At 55.1% G+C, this 18,902-nt stretch carries 18 protein-coding genes; 6 read left to right on the forward strand and 12 right to left on the reverse strand.

Annotated features, from left to right (window positions below):
- Nucleotides 1-22 precede the first annotated feature (22 nt).
- The 7 genes from pepF to H8693_RS07090 all read right to left on the reverse strand — a co-directional run bounded on the left by pepF (nt 23) and on the right by H8693_RS07090 (nt 6,482).
- Nucleotides 23-1,810, reverse strand: a complete 1,788-nt coding sequence (gene pepF / locus H8693_RS07060) for an oligoendopeptidase F (RefSeq protein WP_249280403.1) — start codon at nt 1,808-1,810, stop codon at nt 23-25.
- A 73-nt stretch (nt 1,811-1,883) separates the two neighbouring features.
- Entirely contained in the window at nt 1,884-3,239 is a 1,356-nt protein-coding gene (locus H8693_RS07065; protein WP_407926346.1) for a PFL family protein, read from the reverse strand.
- Between the two features lie 21 nt (nt 3,240-3,260).
- Complete coding sequence (locus H8693_RS07070) at nt 3,261-3,533, reverse strand: ACT domain-containing protein (RefSeq protein WP_178618909.1); 273 nt, start codon at nt 3,531-3,533, stop codon at nt 3,261-3,263.
- A 22-nt stretch (nt 3,534-3,555) separates the two neighbouring features.
- Nucleotides 3,556-4,383, reverse strand: coding sequence for a hypothetical protein (locus tag H8693_RS07075; protein ID WP_249280405.1), 828 nt, complete (start codon nt 4,381-4,383; stop codon nt 3,556-3,558).
- Between the two features lie 58 nt (nt 4,384-4,441).
- Nucleotides 4,442-5,350 (reverse strand): hypothetical protein, encoded by a 909-nt coding sequence (locus tag H8693_RS07080; RefSeq protein ID WP_249280406.1) that lies wholly within the window; start codon nt 5,348-5,350, stop codon nt 4,442-4,444.
- A gap of 56 nt (nt 5,351-5,406) precedes the next feature.
- Nucleotides 5,407-6,015, reverse strand: a complete 609-nt coding sequence (locus tag H8693_RS07085; protein WP_178618918.1) for an LOG family protein — start codon at nt 6,013-6,015, stop codon at nt 5,407-5,409.
- A complete protein-coding gene (locus H8693_RS07090) occupies nt 6,012-6,482 on the reverse strand; it encodes a QueT transporter family protein (RefSeq protein ID WP_330605742.1) in 471 nt (156 codons plus the stop codon). The genes H8693_RS07085 and H8693_RS07090 overlap by 4 nt, the downstream gene beginning before the upstream one ends.
- Nucleotides 6,483-6,633: 151 nt before the next feature.
- Between H8693_RS07090 and H8693_RS07095 the strand changes: the two genes are divergently transcribed.
- Nucleotides 6,634-7,440: a histidinol-phosphatase HisJ family protein gene (locus H8693_RS07095; RefSeq protein WP_249280407.1), complete on the forward strand. Its 807-nt coding sequence runs from the start codon at nt 6,634-6,636 to the stop codon at nt 7,438-7,440.
- An 89-nt stretch (nt 7,441-7,529) separates the two neighbouring features.
- On the forward strand, nt 7,530-7,898 hold the full coding sequence (locus tag H8693_RS07100; RefSeq protein WP_249280408.1) for a hypothetical protein: 369 nt from the start codon (nt 7,530-7,532) through the stop codon (nt 7,896-7,898).
- A 167-nt stretch (nt 7,899-8,065) separates the two neighbouring features.
- On the opposite strand, the gene H8693_RS07105 is transcribed toward H8693_RS07100, so the two are convergent.
- Both H8693_RS07105 and H8693_RS07110 read right to left on the reverse strand, forming a co-directional pair.
- Nucleotides 8,066-9,994: a hypothetical protein gene (locus H8693_RS07105; protein ID WP_249280409.1), complete on the reverse strand. Its 1,929-nt coding sequence runs from the start codon at nt 9,992-9,994 to the stop codon at nt 8,066-8,068.
- Between the two features lie 193 nt (nt 9,995-10,187).
- Nucleotides 10,188-11,081, reverse strand: coding sequence for a hypothetical protein (locus tag H8693_RS07110; protein WP_249280410.1), 894 nt, complete (start codon nt 11,079-11,081; stop codon nt 10,188-10,190).
- A gap of 298 nt (nt 11,082-11,379) precedes the next feature.
- On the opposite strand from H8693_RS07110, the gene H8693_RS07115 reads away from it, so the two are divergent.
- Entirely contained in the window at nt 11,380-12,384 is a 1,005-nt protein-coding gene (locus tag H8693_RS07115) for a hypothetical protein (protein WP_249280411.1), read from the forward strand.
- 84 nt (nt 12,385-12,468) lie between these two features.
- Entirely contained in the window at nt 12,469-13,164 is a 696-nt protein-coding gene (locus tag H8693_RS07120; RefSeq protein ID WP_178618478.1) for a zinc metallopeptidase, read from the forward strand.
- A 403-nt stretch (nt 13,165-13,567) separates the two neighbouring features.
- On the opposite strand, the gene H8693_RS07125 is transcribed toward H8693_RS07120, so the two are convergent.
- The 3 genes from H8693_RS07125 to H8693_RS07135 are packed head-to-tail and all read right to left on the reverse strand — an operon-like array spanning nt 13,568 to nt 15,454.
- The gene (locus H8693_RS07125) at nt 13,568-14,119 is read right to left on the reverse strand and encodes a Gx transporter family protein (protein WP_249280412.1); all 552 of its coding nucleotides are present in this window, start codon (nt 14,117-14,119) and stop codon (nt 13,568-13,570) included.
- Complete coding sequence (locus H8693_RS07130; protein WP_249280413.1) at nt 14,109-14,462, reverse strand: NusG domain II-containing protein; 354 nt, start codon at nt 14,460-14,462, stop codon at nt 14,109-14,111. The genes H8693_RS07125 and H8693_RS07130 overlap by 11 nt, the downstream gene beginning before the upstream one ends.
- A complete protein-coding gene (locus tag H8693_RS07135) occupies nt 14,459-15,454 on the reverse strand; it encodes an FAD:protein FMN transferase (protein WP_249280414.1) in 996 nt (331 codons plus the stop codon). The genes H8693_RS07130 and H8693_RS07135 overlap by 4 nt, the downstream gene beginning before the upstream one ends.
- Nucleotides 15,455-15,709: 255 nt before the next feature.
- On the opposite strand from H8693_RS07135, the gene argS reads away from it, so the two are divergent.
- Nucleotides 15,710-17,404 (forward strand): arginine--tRNA ligase, encoded by a 1,695-nt coding sequence (gene argS / locus H8693_RS07140; protein ID WP_249280415.1) that lies wholly within the window; start codon nt 15,710-15,712, stop codon nt 17,402-17,404.
- Between the two features lie 51 nt (nt 17,405-17,455).
- Nucleotides 17,456-18,721, forward strand: coding sequence for a serine--tRNA ligase (gene serS / locus H8693_RS07145; RefSeq protein WP_249280416.1), 1,266 nt, complete (start codon nt 17,456-17,458; stop codon nt 18,719-18,721).
- Nucleotides 18,722-18,902 lie beyond the last annotated feature (181 nt).

An 18,902-nucleotide genomic window follows, 5' to 3' on the forward strand; every position in this document is an offset into this window, starting at 1 on the left:
AATCCCGCCGGAGAAAAGCCTCCTATAAAAGCGCCTCAAATTCACTGAGGGCCCGGGCAAATTCCTGCATGCAGACTTCCACCACATGGGCGAAATCCACACCCGCCTTTTCCAGCAGCGCGATGGGATAATCACTGCCGCCGCTTTTTAAAAAGTCCTTATATTTTTCCAGATTCCCCGGCTGATCCAGGCCGGCTACGATGGCCGACGCGCTGGAGAAGCCCGTCGCATATTTATAGACATAGAAGGCGTTATAAAAATGCGGGATCCGCGCCCATTCATAGGAGATGGTTTCATCCTTCGCCATCGCCGGGCCATGGTACTCGGCGTTTAAATCCCCATATACCTTGCAGAGGCTGCTGGCTGTCAGCGGCTCGCCCTTTTCCGCCATCTCATGGGAGATCTTTTCAAATTCGGCGAACATGGCCTGGCGCACGACGGTCGTGCGGAACTGGTCGATATAGTGGTTGAGAATATATTTTTTCAGCTTTTTGTCCGTCACGGTTTTTAAGAGATATTTTGTCAGCAGAATTTCATTGACCGTGCTGGCCACTTCGGCGACGAAAATCGCATAGCCGCTGGTGGGATAGGGCTGGGCGGCATTGGAATAATAGGTGTGCATCGCGTGGCCCATTTCGTGAGCAATGGTGAACACGCTGTCCAGATCGCCCCGGTGGTTGAGCAGGACATAGGGGTGAACGCCATAAACGCCCCAGGAATATGCGCCGGAGGATTTGCCCTGGTTTTCATAGACATCCACCCAGCCTTCCTCAAAAGCGCCTTTCAAAATTTCCAGATATTCCCCGCCCAGAGCTTCCAGGCCCTTCAAGACCAGGTCTTTTGCCTCTTCATAGGAATAGCTGGCCTCTACTTCGCTCACCAGCGGCGTATAAATGTCATACATATGCAGTTCTTCGACGCCCAGAACCTTTTTGCGCAGCTCCATATATCTGTGCAGAATCGGCAGGTTCTGATGCACTGTCTCCAGCAGCTTTTCATAGACCGCCACAGGCACGTTGTCGCCAAACAGCGCCCGTTCCAGGCAGGTGCCGAAATTGCGCGCCCGGGTATAGAACAGATCCTTTTTCACGTTGGTGGCATACGTCGCCGCGATGGTGTTGATTTCGTCCTTATAGGATTGATAATACGTTTCAAACACCTTTTTGCGCAGCTCCCGGTCGGCCGACTGCATGAGGCCGATATAGGAGGCATGGGAGAGAGAATGCGTCGTTCCATTCTGCTCCACGCTGGCAAACTTCATGTCCGCGTTGTCCAGCATCGTGAAAATATCTTTGGCGCCGCCGGAAAAATCCCCCGCCAGGGAGAGGAGCTTTTCCTCGCCGGCCGAGAGCACATGCTGCTTGGAGCGCAGAAGATCCTCGATCATAAAGGCATAATCCGAAAGCTCGGGGCAGCCTTCCAGATAGCCCCGCAGAACGCTTTCATCCAGAGAAAGCAGCAGCGGGCTCACAAAGGAAACCGCCGCCGAATACCGCACGGAGATGGAGGTGGCCCGGTCGGTCAATGCCTGGTATGTGGGGTTGGCGTTATCCTCGTCCCGCCGCATCCGGGCATAGACATAGAGGCGCTCCAGCTTATGCCCGGCCTCATCGATCTCTTTCAGGCCGGCGGCCAGCTTCTGCCCCGAGGACGCCAGATTGCCCTCCAGCGCAGGCAGCTTGGAAATGGCGTCAGAAAGCTCCTCATATTCCTTTTCCCATTCGGCGTCGCTGGCATAGATATCCTCCAGCTTCCACTTATATTGTTCTTCAATATCCGCCCGCTTGCGGGGCGCTTCCCATGTTTTCATAGTTACAACAGCTCCTTACACTTGAATTATGGCTATCTTCCCCATTTTGCCGCCAAACCATGCGCCTGCCCGTTTAATTCCTCTGGGCATGCACCGGCGCGGGAATCCGCCCGCCCCGGGCCACAAAATCCGCCGAAGAGCAGGTATTATAGGCCATGATGGGCGCAGTTCCCAGAAGCCCGCCGAAGCTCACCTCGTCTCCCACGGTTTTCCCGGGAACCGGAATGACGCGCACCGCCGTGGTCTTGCAGTTGACCATGCCGATGGCCATTTCGTCGGCAATAATGGCGGAAATCGTCTCCGCCGGGGTGTCGCCGGGCAGGGCGATCATATCCAGCCCCACCGAGCAGACGCAGGTCATGGCCTCCAGCTTATCCAGATGCAACGCGCCGGCCCGGGCCGCGTCGATCATGCCCGCGTCCTCGCTCACCGGGATAAACGCTCCCGAAAGCCCGCCCACGTGGGAAGAAGCCATGATGCCGCCTTTTTTCACCGCATCATTCAGGAGGGCCAGCGCCGCCGTCGTGCCGTGGGTTCCCGTGCGCTCCAGGCCCATGGCCTCGAGAATATGGGCCACGCTGTCGCCCTGTGCCGGCGTGGGCGCCAGAGACAAATCCACAATGCCGAATTCCACGCCCAGCCGCCGGGACGCCTCTCGGGCTACCAGCTCGCCCATGCGGGTAATATTAAACGCCGTCTTTTTAATAGTCTCGGCAATTTTATCAAAGGGTTCCCCCTTCATATCCGAAATGGCCGCCGAGACGACGCCCGGGCCGCTGACGCCCACGCTCACGACGCATTCGCCCTCGCCCATGCCATGGAATGCTCCCGCCATAAACGGGTTATCCTCCACGGCGTTGGCGAACACCACCAGCTTGGCCGCGCCGATTCCATCCCGGTCGGCGGTGCGCTGGGCCGTTTCCTTGACCATCCGGCCCATGAGAGCCACGGCGTCCATGTTGATGCCCGCCCGGGTTGTGGCCACATTGACGCTGGAGCACACCAGCTGGGTTCTGTCCAACGCTTCGGGAATGGATAGGAGGAAATTCCGGTCCCCATCCGTCATGCCCTTCTGTACCAGGGCCGAAAAGCCGCCGATGAAGTCCACTCCCACCTCCTTTGCCGCTTCATCCAGCGTCACGGCAAAGGGCGCATAGTCCGTTACCCCGCAGGACTCCGCAATGATGGAGATAGGGCTTACGGAAATGCGCTTGTTGACGATGGGGATGCCAAACTCGCTCTCGATCTGCTCCCCCACCGCCACCAGATTCTCGGCCTTGCGGCAGATTTTTTCCTTGATGCGCTGCCGGGTGGAAACCGCGTCGCCCGTGGCGCAGTCGCGAAGCGAAATGCCCATGGTGATGGTGCGGATATCCAGGCATTGATTTTTGATCATGTCAATGGTCTGCAAAATTTCCCTTGTGTTGATGCTCATGCCGCTGCCCTCCGCCTAGATCCGGTGCATGGAATGGAAGATTTCCTCCCGCTGTACCTGGATTTCCATGCCCAGCTCCTCTGCGCAGGCCGCGAGCGCCTCCTTGAAGGCCGGAAACGGCACCGTGCATTTGTCCAAATCTACCAGCATAATCATGGTGAAAATGCCGTCCCGCAGAACCGTCTGGGTAATATCCAATATGTTTGCCTCATGGGCATAGAGCACGCCGCTCACCTTGGCAATAATGCCCGTCCGGTCTTGTCCGATTACTGTTACAACTGCTTTCATTTCATTTCTCCGATCTATTGATTCATTCTATTTCTATTGTATTATCCTGCGAAGCTTCTTCCGCGGGAAGAACTGCTTTGCACCCCGCATCCCTTCCGGCATTTTGATAGGCCAGGCTGCGGGCCGCGATGGAAAACGGCAGAACGACGGCCGCCTGCGCCAGGAACGCCAGCAGCACGCCCAGCCAGAACAGAACGCCTCCTCCGGGCGAAAAGAACTGACAGATGCGGAAAATCTGCATAGCTGCCAGAGCCCCTGCCGCCGTGCAGAGGAGAATCAGAAGCATATGTCCCAAATTCCGGCCATACCGTCCCCGGAGGAAGATTCCGATGCTTTTGAAAATCGCCGGGAATCCATACCTCCCGGTATGAATGGTATAGGGCAGGAGCAGGGACGCATGCACCTCCATGGCAAAAAGAATAATGGAGAGAACCGCCATCACCCCGGGCTTCGCCTCAAACGCCAGCCGCAGGTTCCCATTGAGCAGCTCGGGCGAAAAACACAGGGCCAGCACCAGCGCCGCGCCATAGTATAAAAGCCCCAGGCATATGCCGTTGGCCAGCGGGCGAAGAAAAGTTCTCCATCCCCGCCGGTTGGCCTCTGCGATGGAAAGGCTTTCTCCGCGCAGCTCCCCAAACACAATCTGGGAAACATAGGCGTCCATAAAGCACAACAGGAACGCAAGCATCGGCCAGACCAGAGTTTCCCGTCCCCAGACCAATGCCGGCAGCAAGACCACCGTAACAACCAGCGAAAATACTCCTCCGGCGGCAAACAGTTTCCAGAAATTCCGGCCCAGAATCCGGAACACATCCGAAAACAGCCTCCGCAATCCCCCGATCTCTTTCATCCTTTTTCTCCCGCCTTCCGGCTCAAATTCTTCTTTTGCGGAAACAAGCCCTCCGCGCTTATCGCGCGCCCGATCCATTCCAGAAATCCGCCTGCCTTTCGGCCTCTTTGGCGTCCGCATCGTGCTTGGCGCTCAGATAGACCATGCAGTTTCCCACAACTGAAAACTGCATCACAGCGCCATAGGCCAGCATCATGAGAAAAACTCCGATCCAGAAAAATACGCCGCCCTCGGGCGAGAAAAATGCGCCTGTCCCCATGAGCTGCATCCCGGCATAGGCAAAGACCCCGGCGCAGAGATTCAAAAGGAGAATATGCCCCAGGTTGCGGCCATACCGTCCCCGAAAGAATATCCCTATGCTTTTAAAAATTGCCGGAAACCCGCAGCGCCCGGTGTATAACGTATGGGGCGTGACAAACGAGATATGCAGCGCGGCAAATGCAAGGCCAAGCCAAATGATCCAAAGAAGAATCACAGTCCCTGTCAGAGAATAGGACCAGGGAGTCAGCACTCCGGCAAGGCCCGCTCCCGTTAAGCTGGGCACGGCCAGCAGGAGAAGTACGAACAATGCCGCATAGAGCAGCACTACAAGGCACAGCCCGTTGAGCACCAGGCGCAGAAACGTTCGTCCCGCCCGGCGCAGGCCCTCCCGGATGGAGATGTTTTCTCCGCCCAGGCTGGAAAAGGCAATCTGATAGTTATAGGCCCCGATAAAGGTCGACAGAAAGAGCAGAACGATCTCCCCCAAAAAGGCCGCACCAGTAGAAAGATAGGCCGATGTTCCATCCCAGGCAGTGCTCGCCGGCGGTGTTTGTGCCATTCCCAGCAGGGAGGCTTCACTTAGACAGATGATAAGAGCAGCAAGGCCCATAAAAGGGCCGGTCAGGGCGAACATCTTCAAAAAATTCTGCCCGCCAATCCGAAACATATCCGAAAACAGTTCTCTAAGCGTCCTCGACCTTTCCATCTTTCCCCTCCCGCCTTCCGGCTTTGTTTTTTCTTTTGCAGGGCCCAGCGCAGGCCCTATTTCCCCTTGTAGTCGTAGGTCATGCCGTCCTGGATATCCTTGAGCTTTTTGATGCTCAGCTGTTCGGGCTTGTAGCTTTCGATATAGTCAAGAGCCTCTTTTGGGGTGTCCACCAGGCGATATAGCTGTTTGCAGGCTTCCTTGATGAAATGTTCCTGCATCGCCTGGGCGACAAAGTCGAATAAATTATCGTAATATCCCGCCACATTCAAAACCACAATGGCCTTGTTATGCCGCTCCAGCTGCTTCAGTGTCAGGATCTCAAAAAACTCATCCAGCGTGCCGAAGCCGCCGGGCGTGATGATAAAAGCGTCGGAACTGTCCTCCAAAATCTGTTTGCGTTCCCGCATGGTTTTGGTATAGATAAACTCCGTGCAGTCGGGAAACAGCACGCCGTCCACGTCGAAAAAGTCCGGCGCCACGCCGATGATGCTTCCGCCGCCGTCCCGCACGCCGCGGGCCGCCGCGCCCATCATTCCCTGGGCGCCGCCGCCGAACACAAGGCCCATGTTCCGCGCCGCCATTTCCTTTCCCAATTCATAAACCGCGTCGATATATTTCTGCTCCAGCTCTGTGCTGGAAGCGCCATAGACACAAACTCTCATTCTTCCTTCCTCCTTGTCTCTCCAAATAATTTTCCCCGGAACTTGTCAAGGGCGAACAGCAGCGGCATCCCCAGCGCATAGCAGGCGATGGCCTGGCCGCCGGCCACATAGAGAATCGCCGCCCACCATGCCTGCCCCGGAATCTGAGTGGAAAGCATCAGCCCCACGATCAGCCCGTTTAACAGCACAGACGGCAGCGGCGCCAGCCATTTGTTTTTCACCTTCGAGGTGGCATAAGCCGCTAACAGCGAGGCTATACTGCCGCAAATGATATCCGCCATTCCAAAAGGACTTCCCAGATTCGCCAGCGCGCATCCCACAAACAGCCCGGGAATGGCCGCGGGCGTAAAAAACGGCAGGACGCACAGGGCCTCGGAAATCCGGACCTGGCCCACGCCATAGCTGAAAATCGGCGTAATCAGAGTCAGTGCCGCATAGACCGCGGCGATGATGCCTCCCTGGATGATGTATCACAAACCCTTATTCTTCAAAATGCAAGTTTCCTTTCATAGTATGTCTCTTTACAAGTGATTATACACTATTTTGCCAGGAAAGGGAATATTGTCAAAATCCATGCCCCATCGTATAATAAAGGAAAACAGCGTACAGGAGTTTCTCATGTTTGATTACCACATTCATTCGGATATTTCCTTTGACGCCCATTCTCCCGCCCGGGAAATCGTCGCCTGCGCGGCGCAAAAGGGGCTCAAAGAGATCTGCTTCACGGAGCATATGGATATTGACCCTGCCGGAGGGCGGGAGGAAATCGGCCTGGATTTTGCGCGATATGACGCCGTTTACCAAAACCTCATGGCGGAAGGCTGCCCCATCGCCGTAAAACAGGGCGTCGAGCTGGGCGCTTTTGGCGACCGTGCAGAGGAATTTGCCGCCATCGCCCGCGCTCATGACTATGATTTTGTCATCTGCTCTCAGCATTTTGTAGGCACCCGGGACCCCTATTATCCGGAATTCTATGAGGGAAAAACCATGCATGAGGCATATCAGGAATATCTGGAGGAGATCTGCAAAACCCTGCGGGTATTCAAGGAATACGACGTGGTGGGCCATATCGGCTATCCCAGCAAATACTACCGCGGCACAGAGCCCTGCAAATTCATCTACAGTGAATTCGCCGAGATTATCGACGAGATATTAAAACAGGCCATTGCCGACGGCAAAGGCATCGAGATCAACACCAGCAGCATCCCCAAAACCGACGACACGGTGGCCACCAGCGAGATGGTATCGCGGTATCTGGAGCTGGGCGGCGAGATTCTCACGGTGGGTTCAGATGCCCACTGGGCGGCGGACGCGGGGAACTATATCCCCCAAACCCTGAAAAAGCTGCAGGCTTTGGGGGCAAAATATGTCTGCACCTTCTCCAAGCGGCAGCCCATTTTTCATTCTCTTCCGGATTTGGTATGACCAGGCGGTTCGGCTGAATGCGCTGCCCGCAGGCATATATCAGATATCAAAATGATTCCCAAAAACGGGAAAAGAAAGGAAGGATGTATATGAAATCTTTAAAAAAATGCGCTCTTGTTTTGGTTGCCGTTCTTTTGCTCTGCATTTTAACGGCCTGCCCGGTTTCTTCCTATTCTGAGGTAAGCACTCCCACGACCTGGGAAGTATCGATGGATTCCTATAGCGGCACGCTGCGGCATAATTTTTCCATTGCTTCGGAAAATTCCCCTTCTTTGGAATACAAAATCACCTCGGACGACGGGCAGCTCCGCGTCTTAGTAGAGCAGGGGGAGCAGCAGCAAGAGCTCTCTGCCTCCGGGAATACGCTGGATCTCTCGTCTTTTGCATCCGGGGAAATCACTCTGGTCGTAGAAGCCCAGGATGTGAAGGCGGGGCATTGTTCCTTCGCGCTGCGCTGATGGAACACGCTTTTAGCGGGCCGGCTTGCGTTTTTGTTTTCCAAAAAGTCCGCCCGTTCCCGGGAAAATAAACATATTTTGGAAATTGGCACGAATCAACAATAAGGCTTTGTCCCTGTCTTATGGGACAAAGCCTTATTGTTTAGCTCCACCTGCATTATCCTTTTCTATCCAATGGGAACCCGCGCAAGCTTTCCCGCTTCCGTCACGCGGTAAAGGCTCCATGCCTGGATCTCCTCTGGATTTTCAAAGGCATTCGCGTAATTTTCCCGGATATATTCCGTTCCGGAAAGCGCAATCATGGCATATTCATAATCCCCCCGCAGTCCCTCCTGAAGCTCCTGCGCGTTGGCTCCGGCAAAGGGTTTCCCCGCAACATCCCGCACATCAAAGTTCCCCAGCTGGTGCGTCACATGATGGGGGCGCAGCCGGTAATGCATAATCCAATAGGTCTTCTTAAACTCTGCATCCTCGGGATCCAGCAGTAGAAGGATGTCCGCCTTTTCCTCCGGAATCGCCGCCAACGCCTTTTTTTCAAAGGAAATATAGGGTTCCTGCTGGGCATAGATCGTGTCTACCTGCTGCCGGGGAATATATTCTATTAAAGCGTTGACCGGAGCGAACAGCAGAATGGCAGCGGCCGCCGCCGCCATCGCTCTCCCGCCTGTTTTCTGTTCTCCAACCAGCCGCATCAGGCGGGCAAACTGTATATACAGCAGAAACAGAATAATGACCTTCATGTATCTTTCGATATTCGAAAGCCCCACCGCCTCCTCCACGGTGAATTTGAACATATACATAATGCACATCCCGGCTGCATACAGCACATATGTCGTGATGCAGAGGATATCCAGGGTTTTTCGGATTATTTTTTCCCGAGGATACTGCCTATCCTCCTGATGCGCCAGACAAGTCTTCCCCAAAAGTAATATCGCCGAAAACAAGAGAAAGCTCACCGAAATTCCCGTATCCCCCAGGGAATACTTTGACCTCCCCAGCCAGTTGGAAAACGCCAAAGCGGTTTCCCGGCGGTAAGTATCTGCCGGATTGCTCTCAAACAGCACTCGAAACAGGCCGGAAAGGCTCACCTCTCCGTCAAACTGCAGGGGAGCGTTTTGGACAGACAGATAAATCTCCCAGCTCCCCTTTGCCAGCAGGATTGCTCCAATGGCCAGGGCCGCATACACCAAAAGCCGCTTGGGAGGTGTTTCCGTCCGTTCCCCGGCTTTTCCCCGGCGGTATTCCATCCACAGGCCGGCAAGATAGGCGGCCGCAGCCGTAAGCGCAAACAGAAGCCCTGTCTGCTTGGTGAGCACCAGTATAAACAGGGCGCTGGCCAGCGTGGATATTTGCAGCCAGCCTCTTTTTTTCTCTATAGCGAAAGGATACACCATACAGAATCCAGCCAGCAGCGCCAGAAAAGCGTCGATGGTCAAAATATTATAATAATTTGCATAGCCTGCCAGCGGTATCAAGGCCGCTCCCAAGGCACAAAAAAGAATCCCCGAAATATTTTTCCACCGAAGGCGCCCAAAGCAAGGGGCCAGCAATGCAGCGCAGGCCATGTGATATGAGGAATACATCAGCCATTCGCAGAAATCCGTTTTATAGAGCATCTGCCGCAGGATCTGCATAAAGTATTGGAAGGTGGACATCGCCGGAGGATAGGAGGGAAACAGCGTGTGAAATCCCGAAGATGCGTTAAACGCATCGCTCATGGTCATGACCTTTACCGTATCTCCCCAATGAGAAAATTCGTCCCACCAGTGCGGCGTCATGCCCTTATTGGAGAAAATCGCCAAAAGGAACATCAGCGCAAAAAAGCAGAATCCGGGCGTAAAAATACGTTTCAGGAAAGGGAAAAAATCCCGCCGGCGGATCACCTGGTATCCCGCCAAAAGATAGGCCGCGGCCGCCAGCGCCAAAACCGTATACAGCCCGCTTTTCAGCGCACCGAAAATCCCCAGAAAATAGAAAACCGCCATAATTCCAAAAATCGTGAGAGGAAGGGCCTCTTCATAGCGGTGATCCGCATAGGCGGCGGCGAGGACACTGCCCGAGGACAAAATCAAAAATAAAAGAATACCAAATACCATAAATCCCCCTGCATAAAAGTGCCACATAAACGACAATTAACATCATATAAATTTATATTTACGATATTTAACGACAAAATTCTATCGCATATTCCTCCATTTGTAAAGTATCCCCGCCTTTTTTGAGTAAAAGGGATAGATTCTTGCATAAAAAAAGAGACTGGCTTCTGCCAGTCTCTTTGGGGGAGACGGTTTAATGGGCGCCGCTGTCCTGCGGCCCAATACACCGGGTAATGGCCGTCACATAATCCGAAAGGCCGGAGATCTTCTCCATGCCCGCCAACGTAACAAAGCCCCGATTCAGCGATTCCAGGGTCGAAAGCCTGCGTTCCAGCTCGCTTCCCAGCGCCGCCTGCTTCGCCAGTTCCTCTGCCAGCTGTTTCTTGGATTGATGCAGCTGTTCCAGCTCCCTCTCCAGCCGGGCGTTCTCTGAGCGCAGGCGCGAAAGCTCCCGAGGGGTTTCCGTATCGCTCTCCGCCATGTTTCCGGATGCCCGACAAAAAATTTCATAAAGGCTGGAAACGATGGCCTCCCCATCCTTTCCCAGCTTGGATAAGCTGGCGATCAGCTCCATGGCCATTTCGCCCATATCCCGGTTTTTCCGGCTGACGCGGCGGCGCTTTTCCGTGAAAGGATTGATATACTTTTCCCCGGCCGCGCGCATTTCCTCCATGACGTTTTTGACATAATCCGGATTGTTGCGCAGCATACTGCGGTATTTATTCTGATAGCGCAACATATTTTTCTTATCTCCCTCGCCCATAGCCATGGCGATGCTGCGCACCGATTTTCCCTCGGCCTGTTCCCGGAGCATGGTTTTGATGAGCTCATGAACTTCCTCTTCCTGAAAAGGGACAAAGCTCGTCTTTCCCAGGTCGTCGTTTTCCTTCAGCTTCAAATAATAATAATTGCGGATGCTGTTGGGCTTGCGGCCAGTGAGCATGGCGACCTTGTCAAACACGCTTTTGATGGGCCGCCCATCTCTTCCCGCCGCCCGTGCCTCGTTAAACAGTGTATCCGTCTCTTCATAGCTCCATCCGCTCCGGGGATGGGGATTTTCCTGCCTTGTATTTTCCGCCGTCTTCATGCTTGCATCCTTCCTTTCAAAAATACTGCCTGCGGGCACAAATCTGCCCTTTGTTTCGTAACCATAGTATGGACAGGCATGAAAAAAATTATTCCTCTTCTGGATTTTCCTTCCAACATTTGCTTTTGAAAAATGGGGCAAACAAAGAAAAAGCAGAGGGGTTCTGCTTTTGTGCCGGGGTGCTGTTCTCAAATTATTTTATGCGCTTTTCCCGCCGATAGAACATTTTCTTCCCTTTTTTCCCGTACTTTCGCGGCAGCGGTTCTCATATACATTAGGGAATGGAGGCTATCTGTCTATGAATCAACAACTCACCATTTTAAATATACTTTGCGATATCCATGGCCTTTTGGAGATCAACGGCAGCCCGGCCGGAGAAACCGCCGGCGGCTCTCTCCAGCTGTTTGTCCCGGAAGGGCGGTTTTTCCTCTCCTTTACGCCGCTCCACAGCGCGCCCCATCGGATCTATCTTCCCTTTTCCCGCATCCTGTCCCTGGATGAAGATCCGCCGTCCATTACGGGAAATGACGGCGCGGTTATTCTCCAGCTTCTTCCGGAAAATGTGATCCAGGCGCGGCTGTTTCCTCCCTATGTGCCTCTGGACCCTCCCATCGTTCCCCATATCGTCCGTTCCCATGCTTTCAACACCGGGGGCCGGGGTTACCGGGCCGCCGTCTATTTTGACCGCATTTTTAATTTTTCCCTGGAGGATTCGTCCGGCAGGGCCCTGTTCGCCTATGGTTTTCCGGAAAAAATCTCCTCGCCCCAGATAGCCGCCCGACGTATTGGAGAAGATGCTTATGTATTGGTGCAGGTGCAGGGAAAGGAAAAGCACCTGCTCTGCGTCCGTGTCGATCCGCCGGGGTTTGTCTTTGATATTGCCTGCACTTCGTATATGATTTCCGACGGGGTCCTGCATGTGTATGCGGATGTGGGCGAACCTTATGGCCATATGCTGGATCAGCAATACAGCCAGAAGCCCGAGGGCCTCACCAAAACCGCCGAATCCCTGGTTCCCCAGGGCGATCCCCAGGCCGAGAGCCATGAAAACACGCTCCTGTCCTTCGCCCTGGCCATCGAATATGGAGCCGGAGAACTGGCGCTTTCGCATCTGGCTCCCTCCTTCCGTGGCGAAGTGGCCTTTTCCGACTTACAGGAATTTTTCGGCGAATTCTCCGGCATCGACCGGGAAAACTGCACGGCGGACACCGTCGCCTTTCATTATGCCGTCGCCGAAAATGTGTTTGTGACGCGGATCTTCCATATCGAATGGAGCGGCGGAAAAATCAGCAATATTTCCTGATCCGCAAATAATAGAAAGCTCCTCCCGCTTTGTATGCTTTCCGGCTTTTCCGGCAAACTAACAAAAAACGGAGGGTTTTCTGTCATGTATTTTTTTGGTTTGTTTTGGGACCCGACGCTGCTGCTTCTGCTTCCCGCCCTGGCATTCGCCGTCTATGCCCAAATCCGCGTATCTTCGGCATTCCAGACATATTCTGCCGTCGCGTCCGCCCGCGGCATCCCGGCCCAGGAGGCCGCATCCGTCATTCTTCGGCGCCATGGCGCGGCAGATGTTTCCATTCAAAGCGGCGGCAGCAATTTCAGCGATCACTATAACCCGCTGAAAAATACCATACGCCTTTCTCCGGTGGTGTATGGTTCATCTTCGATCGCAGCCGTGGCCATCGCTGCCCACGAATCCGGCCATGCCCTTCAGCATTCCCAGGGCTATCTTCCCCTGAAGCTGCGCAGCGCCATTCTCCCCGTTGTCAATTTGGCGTCCAGCCTCGCCTTTCCTCTTCTCCTGTTTGGCCTTTTGCTGGGCGTCCCCTCCCTGGCCTATGGCGCAGCCATTGCCTTCGGCGCAGTCTTTGTCTTTCAGCTGGTGACGCTGCCGGTGGAATTCAATGCCAGCCGCCGGGCCATTCAGGCTTTGGAGGAAGAAGGCATCCTCCTTCCGCCGGAGCTGGCGCAGGCAAAAAAGGTTCTCTCTGCCGCTGCTCTTACCTATGTCGCCGCTACGCTCACTGCCTTTCTCCATTTTCTCCGTCTGTTTCTGCTGGCCCGCCGCCGAAATAACTGATCTCCATTCCATTCCCTGTATGGATGTATACAGCGGCTCTCAGACAAGGATAACCCTCGATCCTTCCGGCAATGGCCTTATAGTAAAAACATCCTGATTTGGTTCCTCATATGCGGTCACACAAATTCTCCGCTTTGGTCTTGTTTTATGAAACTCTCCGCAGTCGTTTAAAAAACAATCCGGCTTCTCTCTTGCGCCATCCGGCAAAACATTGACGTTAAAAAAATTTCTGCCGCTACCATCGGATGCTTGAAAAACTCGAAACGACATTTCCCCATGAACAGCCGGCCTTTTAAATATACGAAAAAGCCTCCCGCGCAGCACAGCGCAGAAGGCTTTGAAAGGGCGGGATTATTCCCGCAAAAATACCCTGACGGACAGAAGCCTGAGCGGCGCCAAAAATTCAAACTCCGCTCTTTTTCGCCTGCCCCAGCATGCGTTCCCGGGGAACCCGCCGCAGCACCATATTTCCCAGAAGCCCCACCAGCATTCCAAAACCCACGCCAAAGATCGCCAGCGCCGGGAGATAATAGAAAAAAGCCGGGGTGTTGGAGATCGCGGCCATGACCCCTACCTGCCCCAGGTTGGACAGAGCCCCTCCCAGGGCGCTGATGCCGGCCAGGGAAAATATCCGGCGGCAAAACCGCCAGAGCAGCCACATCCCCGCCACGCTGAGCAGGCTGCCCGCCAGGGAAAACCAGAGGGTCGTCACCGTGCCCGTGGCCAGAAACACAGCCAGCGCCTTTAAGAGAGAGACGGCCAGCGCCGCGCCGCCGCCCAGATAGGGCAGAGCCAGAACCACCGCCAGATTCGCCAGCCCGGGCTTCAGGCCGGGGACGGCAAAGTTCAGCATGCCGGTGATGCTGTTTTCCAAAATGGAAAGGACGATAGCCAGGCTCCCCAGCAGCCCGAAAATGGCAGCCCGCCGAGCCGGAGACGGCATTTTATCCCGCAATGCTGTCCACCCCGCTTTCCCTTCGCTCCACCACAACAATCGTCTCATTGGGCGCGCAGGCCAGTTGGCCCGGGCCGGATAACCGCCCCATTTTCACGCAGTCCTGTCCTGGGCAGTCGGAATGGGCATAGAACACCTCGCCGCTCTGGATTTTGATCACATTATGAAAATCCCCCGCAAGAGATATTTCCTCATCCTGGGCCAGAGGGCCCTGATAGACGATCTCTCCCCTCTGCCGGACGGTAACCATGGCCTCTCCGTCTCCGCCCCCCAAAAAAAGCAGGGCCAGCACTGCCGCCGCTATGAGTCCCAATCCCAGGAAGATATCCGCTTTTTTGATCATAACGTATAGGGCTTTCCTTTCGTCAGCTGAAGCGCATATTTCTCCACAAATCCATCGCTTGCCAGGATCGTGTTGTCCTTCCGGATGAGGATGGCGTCCACACCCTCCATTTCACGGACAAGCGCCATCCCCTTTTCGCTTCCCAGGACGAAAACCGCCGTGGAAAGGGCGTCGGCAAGGGTGGCGTCGTCCGCCACGATGCAGGCCGAAAGCAGGTCGCTCTCCGCCGGCCAGCCAGTCTCCGCATCCAGGATATGGTGATAGGTCTCGCCGTTTTCCGTGAAGTTCCGTTCATACGCCCCGGAAACCACCACGGCCTTATCCCGGACGGCGATCGAGCCGTATACGTCGTTGGCCGAGCCCTCCGGGTCCCGCATGCCCACCCGATACAGCGTCCCGTCCGGCTGGGTTCCCAGAACATAGACATTCCCGCCCAGGTTGAGAATTCCGCTCTCGGCTCCCTGGGCACGGTAATAGGCCGCCAGTGCGTCCGCCGCGGCGCCCTTGGCAATGCCGCCCAGGTCCAGAAACTGTCCCGGCGCAATTTTTACCCGGCAGCCGGCTGCATCCAGCTCGATCTGCCGGTAATCAATATAGGCAAGGCCATTTTCAATCACCTGCGCCGAAGGCACTTTGGGGTCTTCCACGAAATTCCACTCTTTGGAGAGGACGCCGATGGTCGGGTCAAAGGCGCCGCCCGTCCGCTCCGCCATCTCCCGGGCCTTAGCCACAAGGTCAAAGGTTTCCCGGCTCACCTCCACAAATTCCCCGGCATGGGCGTTGATCCGGGAAATTTCGCTGTCCGTCCTGCGCCAGGAATACCGGGCATCCATGGCGAAAAGCATCTGTTCCCCCTCCGCCAGCCATTCCTCCGGACCGGCGACCGTCTGGGAACAGACCGTGCCCATGGCAAAGCATTGGGATGTTTCGGTCTGCGGGCCGCATCCGGCTGTTATAAGCAGCCCCAGAACAAGAACTGCCGCAAGATACATAATCCGCCGTCTCATATTCACTTAAAGGATATCACCAGCAGCCATACCGCCGCTGCCACAAAGGGCAGCGCGAACAGCAGCCGGATCTGCCAATCTTTCATCATTTTCACCTCACGCTTTCAGTATACCGTTTTTTTCGCCGTTTGCATAGCATTTCCGTTGCACGGCCGGGCGGGTTGTGTTATCATAAAAGTTACGAAAACGCATGATTTCGCCGGAAAACCGGCGCGAAAAATTTTGGGATGGTGTGAATTCATGGATTACAAGGAAAAGTTGGCAGCCGCCCTGGCCCCCCTTGCGGGATTGCCGGCCGGCGAACTCAAGGATATGCTGGAAACGCCGCCGGACCCGGCCATGGGCGATTTTGCCCTGCCCTGCTTCAAGCTGGCGCGCACGATGAAGAAGGCGCCTCCGGCCATTGCGCAGGAGCTTCAGCAAAGCCTTTCCCTCCCGTCCGGCATCGGCCGCTCGGAGGTCAAGGGCGGTTATCTCAATTTCTTTCTGAACCAGTCCTCCTTTGCCGCGGATATTCTGACAGCGGTGGCAAAAGCCGGGGCGGACTATGGCTCCTCCTCCAAGGGGGAAGGGAAAACCATTGTCCTTGACTATTCCTCGGTGAACATTGCCAAGCCCTTCCATATCGGCCACCTCTCCACGACGGCCATCGGCAACTCTCTCTACCGCATCTATTCCTTCCTGGGATACCATTGCGTAGGCGTCAACCATCTGGGCGACTGGGGCACCCAGTTCGGCAAGCTCATCGCGGCTTATAAGCATTGGGGCAGCCGGGAAGAGATCGAGAAGAAATCCATTCACGGCCTTCTGGAGCTGTATGTCCGGTTCCATGAGGAGGCAAAGAAGGATCCTGCTCTGGATGACGAGGGCCGCGCCTGGTTCAAAAAAATCGAGGACGGCGACGCCGAGGCTCTGGAAATCTTCGGCTGGTTCAAGGAGATCACTCTGAAAGAAGTGGGCAAGGTCTATGACCTTTTGGGTGTGAAATTTGATTCCTATGCCGGCGAGAGCTTCTATAACGATAAAATGCAGCCGGTCATCGACGAGCTTCGGGAAAAGAACATGCTGGAGCTGAGCGACGGGGCCTATGTCGTTCGGCTGGATGAGGATAACCTGCCGCCCTGCATCATTTTGAAGTCGGACGGGACAACCCTCTATGCCACCCGCGACCTGGCCGCCGCTTTTTACCGCAAAAAGACATATGATTTCGATAAATGCCTCTATGTCGTTGCCTATCAGCAGAACCTGCATTTCAAGCAGCTCTTCAAGGTGATCGAAAAAATGGGCTATCCCTGGGCCAAGGATATGATCCATGTCAATTTCGGCATGGTTTCGCTCCAGGACGGCACGCTTTCCACCCGGGAGGGCCGGGTCGTCTTTTTGGAGGATGTTCTCCATCAGGCTATGGACAAGACCCTGCGCGTCATCAACGAGAAGAATCCCGAGCTTCCGGACAAGGAAGCCGTCGCTCGGGAAGTGGGCGTGGGCGCCGTGGTGTTCAGCGCGCTTTCCAACAGCCGCATCAAGGATATCGTGTTCGATCTGGATCGGGTGTTGAATTTCGATGGTGAAACCGGGCCCTATGTCCAATACACCCATGCCCGGGCCATGAGCGTGCTGCGCAAGGCAGGGGACGGCGCCGAATCTGCGCCGGACTATTCGGCCCTGGAAGGTGAACAGGCGCTGGCCGTTCTCAAAAACCTGGCGGCGTTCCCGGATATCGTGGAAAAAGCCTGCGAAAAGAACGAGCCCTCGGTGGTGACGCGGCATATGATCGACCTGGCCCAGTCCTTCAACAAGTTCTATTATGACATCCGCATCATCGACGAGGATGCAGCGGCCACAGCCGCCCGGCTGGAGCTTTGCCGGGCCACGGCCCAGGTTTTGAAAACCGGCCTCTATCTCATCGGCGTGGGCGCGCCGGACCGGATGTAAACAGAAAATTTGATCCCACTATTATAAATTTGCGAAAGGAAGTACCCTCTCATGCTGGATATCAAACGCATTCGCCAAAACCCGGAGGAGGTTGCGGCAGCCGTGGCACGGCGCGGCAAACAGACGAATATGGACGAGCTTTTGGCTCTCGACGCCAAGCGGCGGGAAATTCTCACCAAGGCGGAGGCCCTGAAGGCCCGGCGCAACGCAGTCTCCAAAGAAATCCCTGCCCTCAGGAAAAAGGGGGAGGATGTGGAGCCGCTCTTTAAGGAAATGAAGCAGGTGGGCGAGGAAGTGAAAGCGCTGGATGCCGAACTTTCCGAGACGGACGCTCAATTAAAGGAAGTTCTTCTCTCCATCCCCAACACCCCCAATCCGGATATCCCCACGGGTACATCGGATGCGGATAACGTGGAACATCACCGCTTCATGGAGCCGACTTCCTTTGCCTTTGATCCCAAACCCCATTGGGAATTGGGCGAAGCTCTGGGCATTCTGGATTTTGAAACGGCGGCCTCGGTCACCGGCGCGCGGTTTACCTTCTATCGCGGGTTGGGCGCCCGGCTGGAGCGCAGCGTCTATAACTTCATGCTCAACACCCACACGGAAAACGGCAAGTACACGGAAGTGTTCCCGCCCTATATCGTCCATGAACGTTCTATGATCGGCACAGGGCAGCTCCCTAAATTTGCCGAAGATATGTTCAAGCTGGAGGGGACGAATTACTATCTGATCCCCACGGCAGAGGTTCCCGTAACCAATATGTACCGGGAGAAAATTCTGGACGGCAAAACGCTTCCCATCTGCCACTGCGCCTATACTGCATGTTTCCGCGCCGAGGCGGGCAGCGCCGGACGGGATACCCGCGGCCTGATCCGCCAGCACCAGTTCAACAAGGTCGAGCTGGTCAAGTTCACCCGGCCGGAGGAATCCTATGCCGAGCTGGAAAAGCTCCTTTCGGATGCAGAGCTCATCCTCAAAAAGCTGGAGCTTCCCTATCGCGTCGTCACCCTCTGCACGGGCGATCTCGGCTTCTCGGCTGCAAAGACCTATGATATCGAAGTATGGATGCCCAGCTATGGCCGCTATGTGGAGATTTCCTCCTGCTCGGATTACGAGGACTTCCAGGCGCGCCGGGCCAATATCCGCTATAAGGACGAAAACGGCAAGACCTGCTTTGTCCATACTTTGAACGGCAGTGGTCTGGCCGTAGGCCGGACAGTGGCCGCCATTTTGGAAAATTATCAGCAAGCCGACGGCAGCGTTGTCGTTCCGGACGCCCTGCGCCCCTATATGGGTGTGGACGTAATCAAGTAAAAATCTGTTCTATGTTGGAAAAGCCCTTCTCCGCAAAGAGATGGGCTTTTTTGTACAAATATATCGCCGCGGTCTATGAGTGGAACTCAAATTCTATTGCTTCTCGATGAGGGAGAAGCGGCAATTTTCATCTTTTGGCGACCTTCCCTTTTCCATCCACCCAATGCGGGAACTGCTGAAC

Source organism: Guopingia tenuis, from assembly GCF_014384805.1.
Taxonomy (GTDB): domain Bacteria; phylum Bacillota; class Clostridia; order Christensenellales; family Christensenellaceae; genus Guopingia; species Guopingia tenuis.

Coding starts and splice junctions, on each gene's coding strand:
- H8693_RS07105 (WP_249280409.1), bottom strand. CDS start 9,994: ATGGTATTTGGTATTCTTTTATTTTTGATTTTGTCCTCGGGCAGTGTC.
- H8693_RS07110 (WP_249280410.1), bottom strand. CDS start 11,081: ATGAAGACGGCGGAAAATACAAGGCAGGAAAATCCCCATCCCCGGAGC.
- H8693_RS07130 (WP_249280413.1), bottom strand. CDS start 14,462: ATGATCAAAAAAGCGGATATCTTCCTGGGATTGGGACTCATAGCGGCG.
- H8693_RS07115 (WP_249280411.1), top strand. CDS start 11,380: ATGAATCAACAACTCACCATTTTAAATATACTTTGCGATATCCATGGC.
- H8693_RS07070 (WP_178618909.1), bottom strand. CDS start 3,533: ATGAAAGCAGTTGTAACAGTAATCGGACAAGACCGGACGGGCATTATT.
- H8693_RS07100 (WP_249280408.1), top strand. CDS start 7,530: ATGAAATCTTTAAAAAAATGCGCTCTTGTTTTGGTTGCCGTTCTTTTG.
- H8693_RS07095 (WP_249280407.1), top strand. CDS start 6,634: ATGTTTGATTACCACATTCATTCGGATATTTCCTTTGACGCCCATTCT.
- H8693_RS07085 (WP_178618918.1), bottom strand. CDS start 6,015: ATGAGAGTTTGTGTCTATGGCGCTTCCAGCACAGAGCTGGAGCAGAAA.
- argS (WP_249280415.1), top strand. CDS start 15,710: ATGGATTACAAGGAAAAGTTGGCAGCCGCCCTGGCCCCCCTTGCGGGA.
- H8693_RS07135 (WP_249280414.1), bottom strand. CDS start 15,454: ATGTATCTTGCGGCAGTTCTTGTTCTGGGGCTGCTTATAACAGCCGGA.
- serS (WP_249280416.1), top strand. CDS start 17,456: ATGCTGGATATCAAACGCATTCGCCAAAACCCGGAGGAGGTTGCGGCA.
- H8693_RS07080 (WP_249280406.1), bottom strand. CDS start 5,350: ATGGAAAGGTCGAGGACGCTTAGAGAACTGTTTTCGGATATGTTTCGG.
- H8693_RS07075 (WP_249280405.1), bottom strand. CDS start 4,383: ATGAAAGAGATCGGGGGATTGCGGAGGCTGTTTTCGGATGTGTTCCGG.
- H8693_RS07120 (WP_178618478.1), top strand. CDS start 12,469: ATGTATTTTTTTGGTTTGTTTTGGGACCCGACGCTGCTGCTTCTGCTT.
- pepF (WP_249280403.1), bottom strand. CDS start 1,810: ATGAAAACATGGGAAGCGCCCCGCAAGCGGGCGGATATTGAAGAACAA.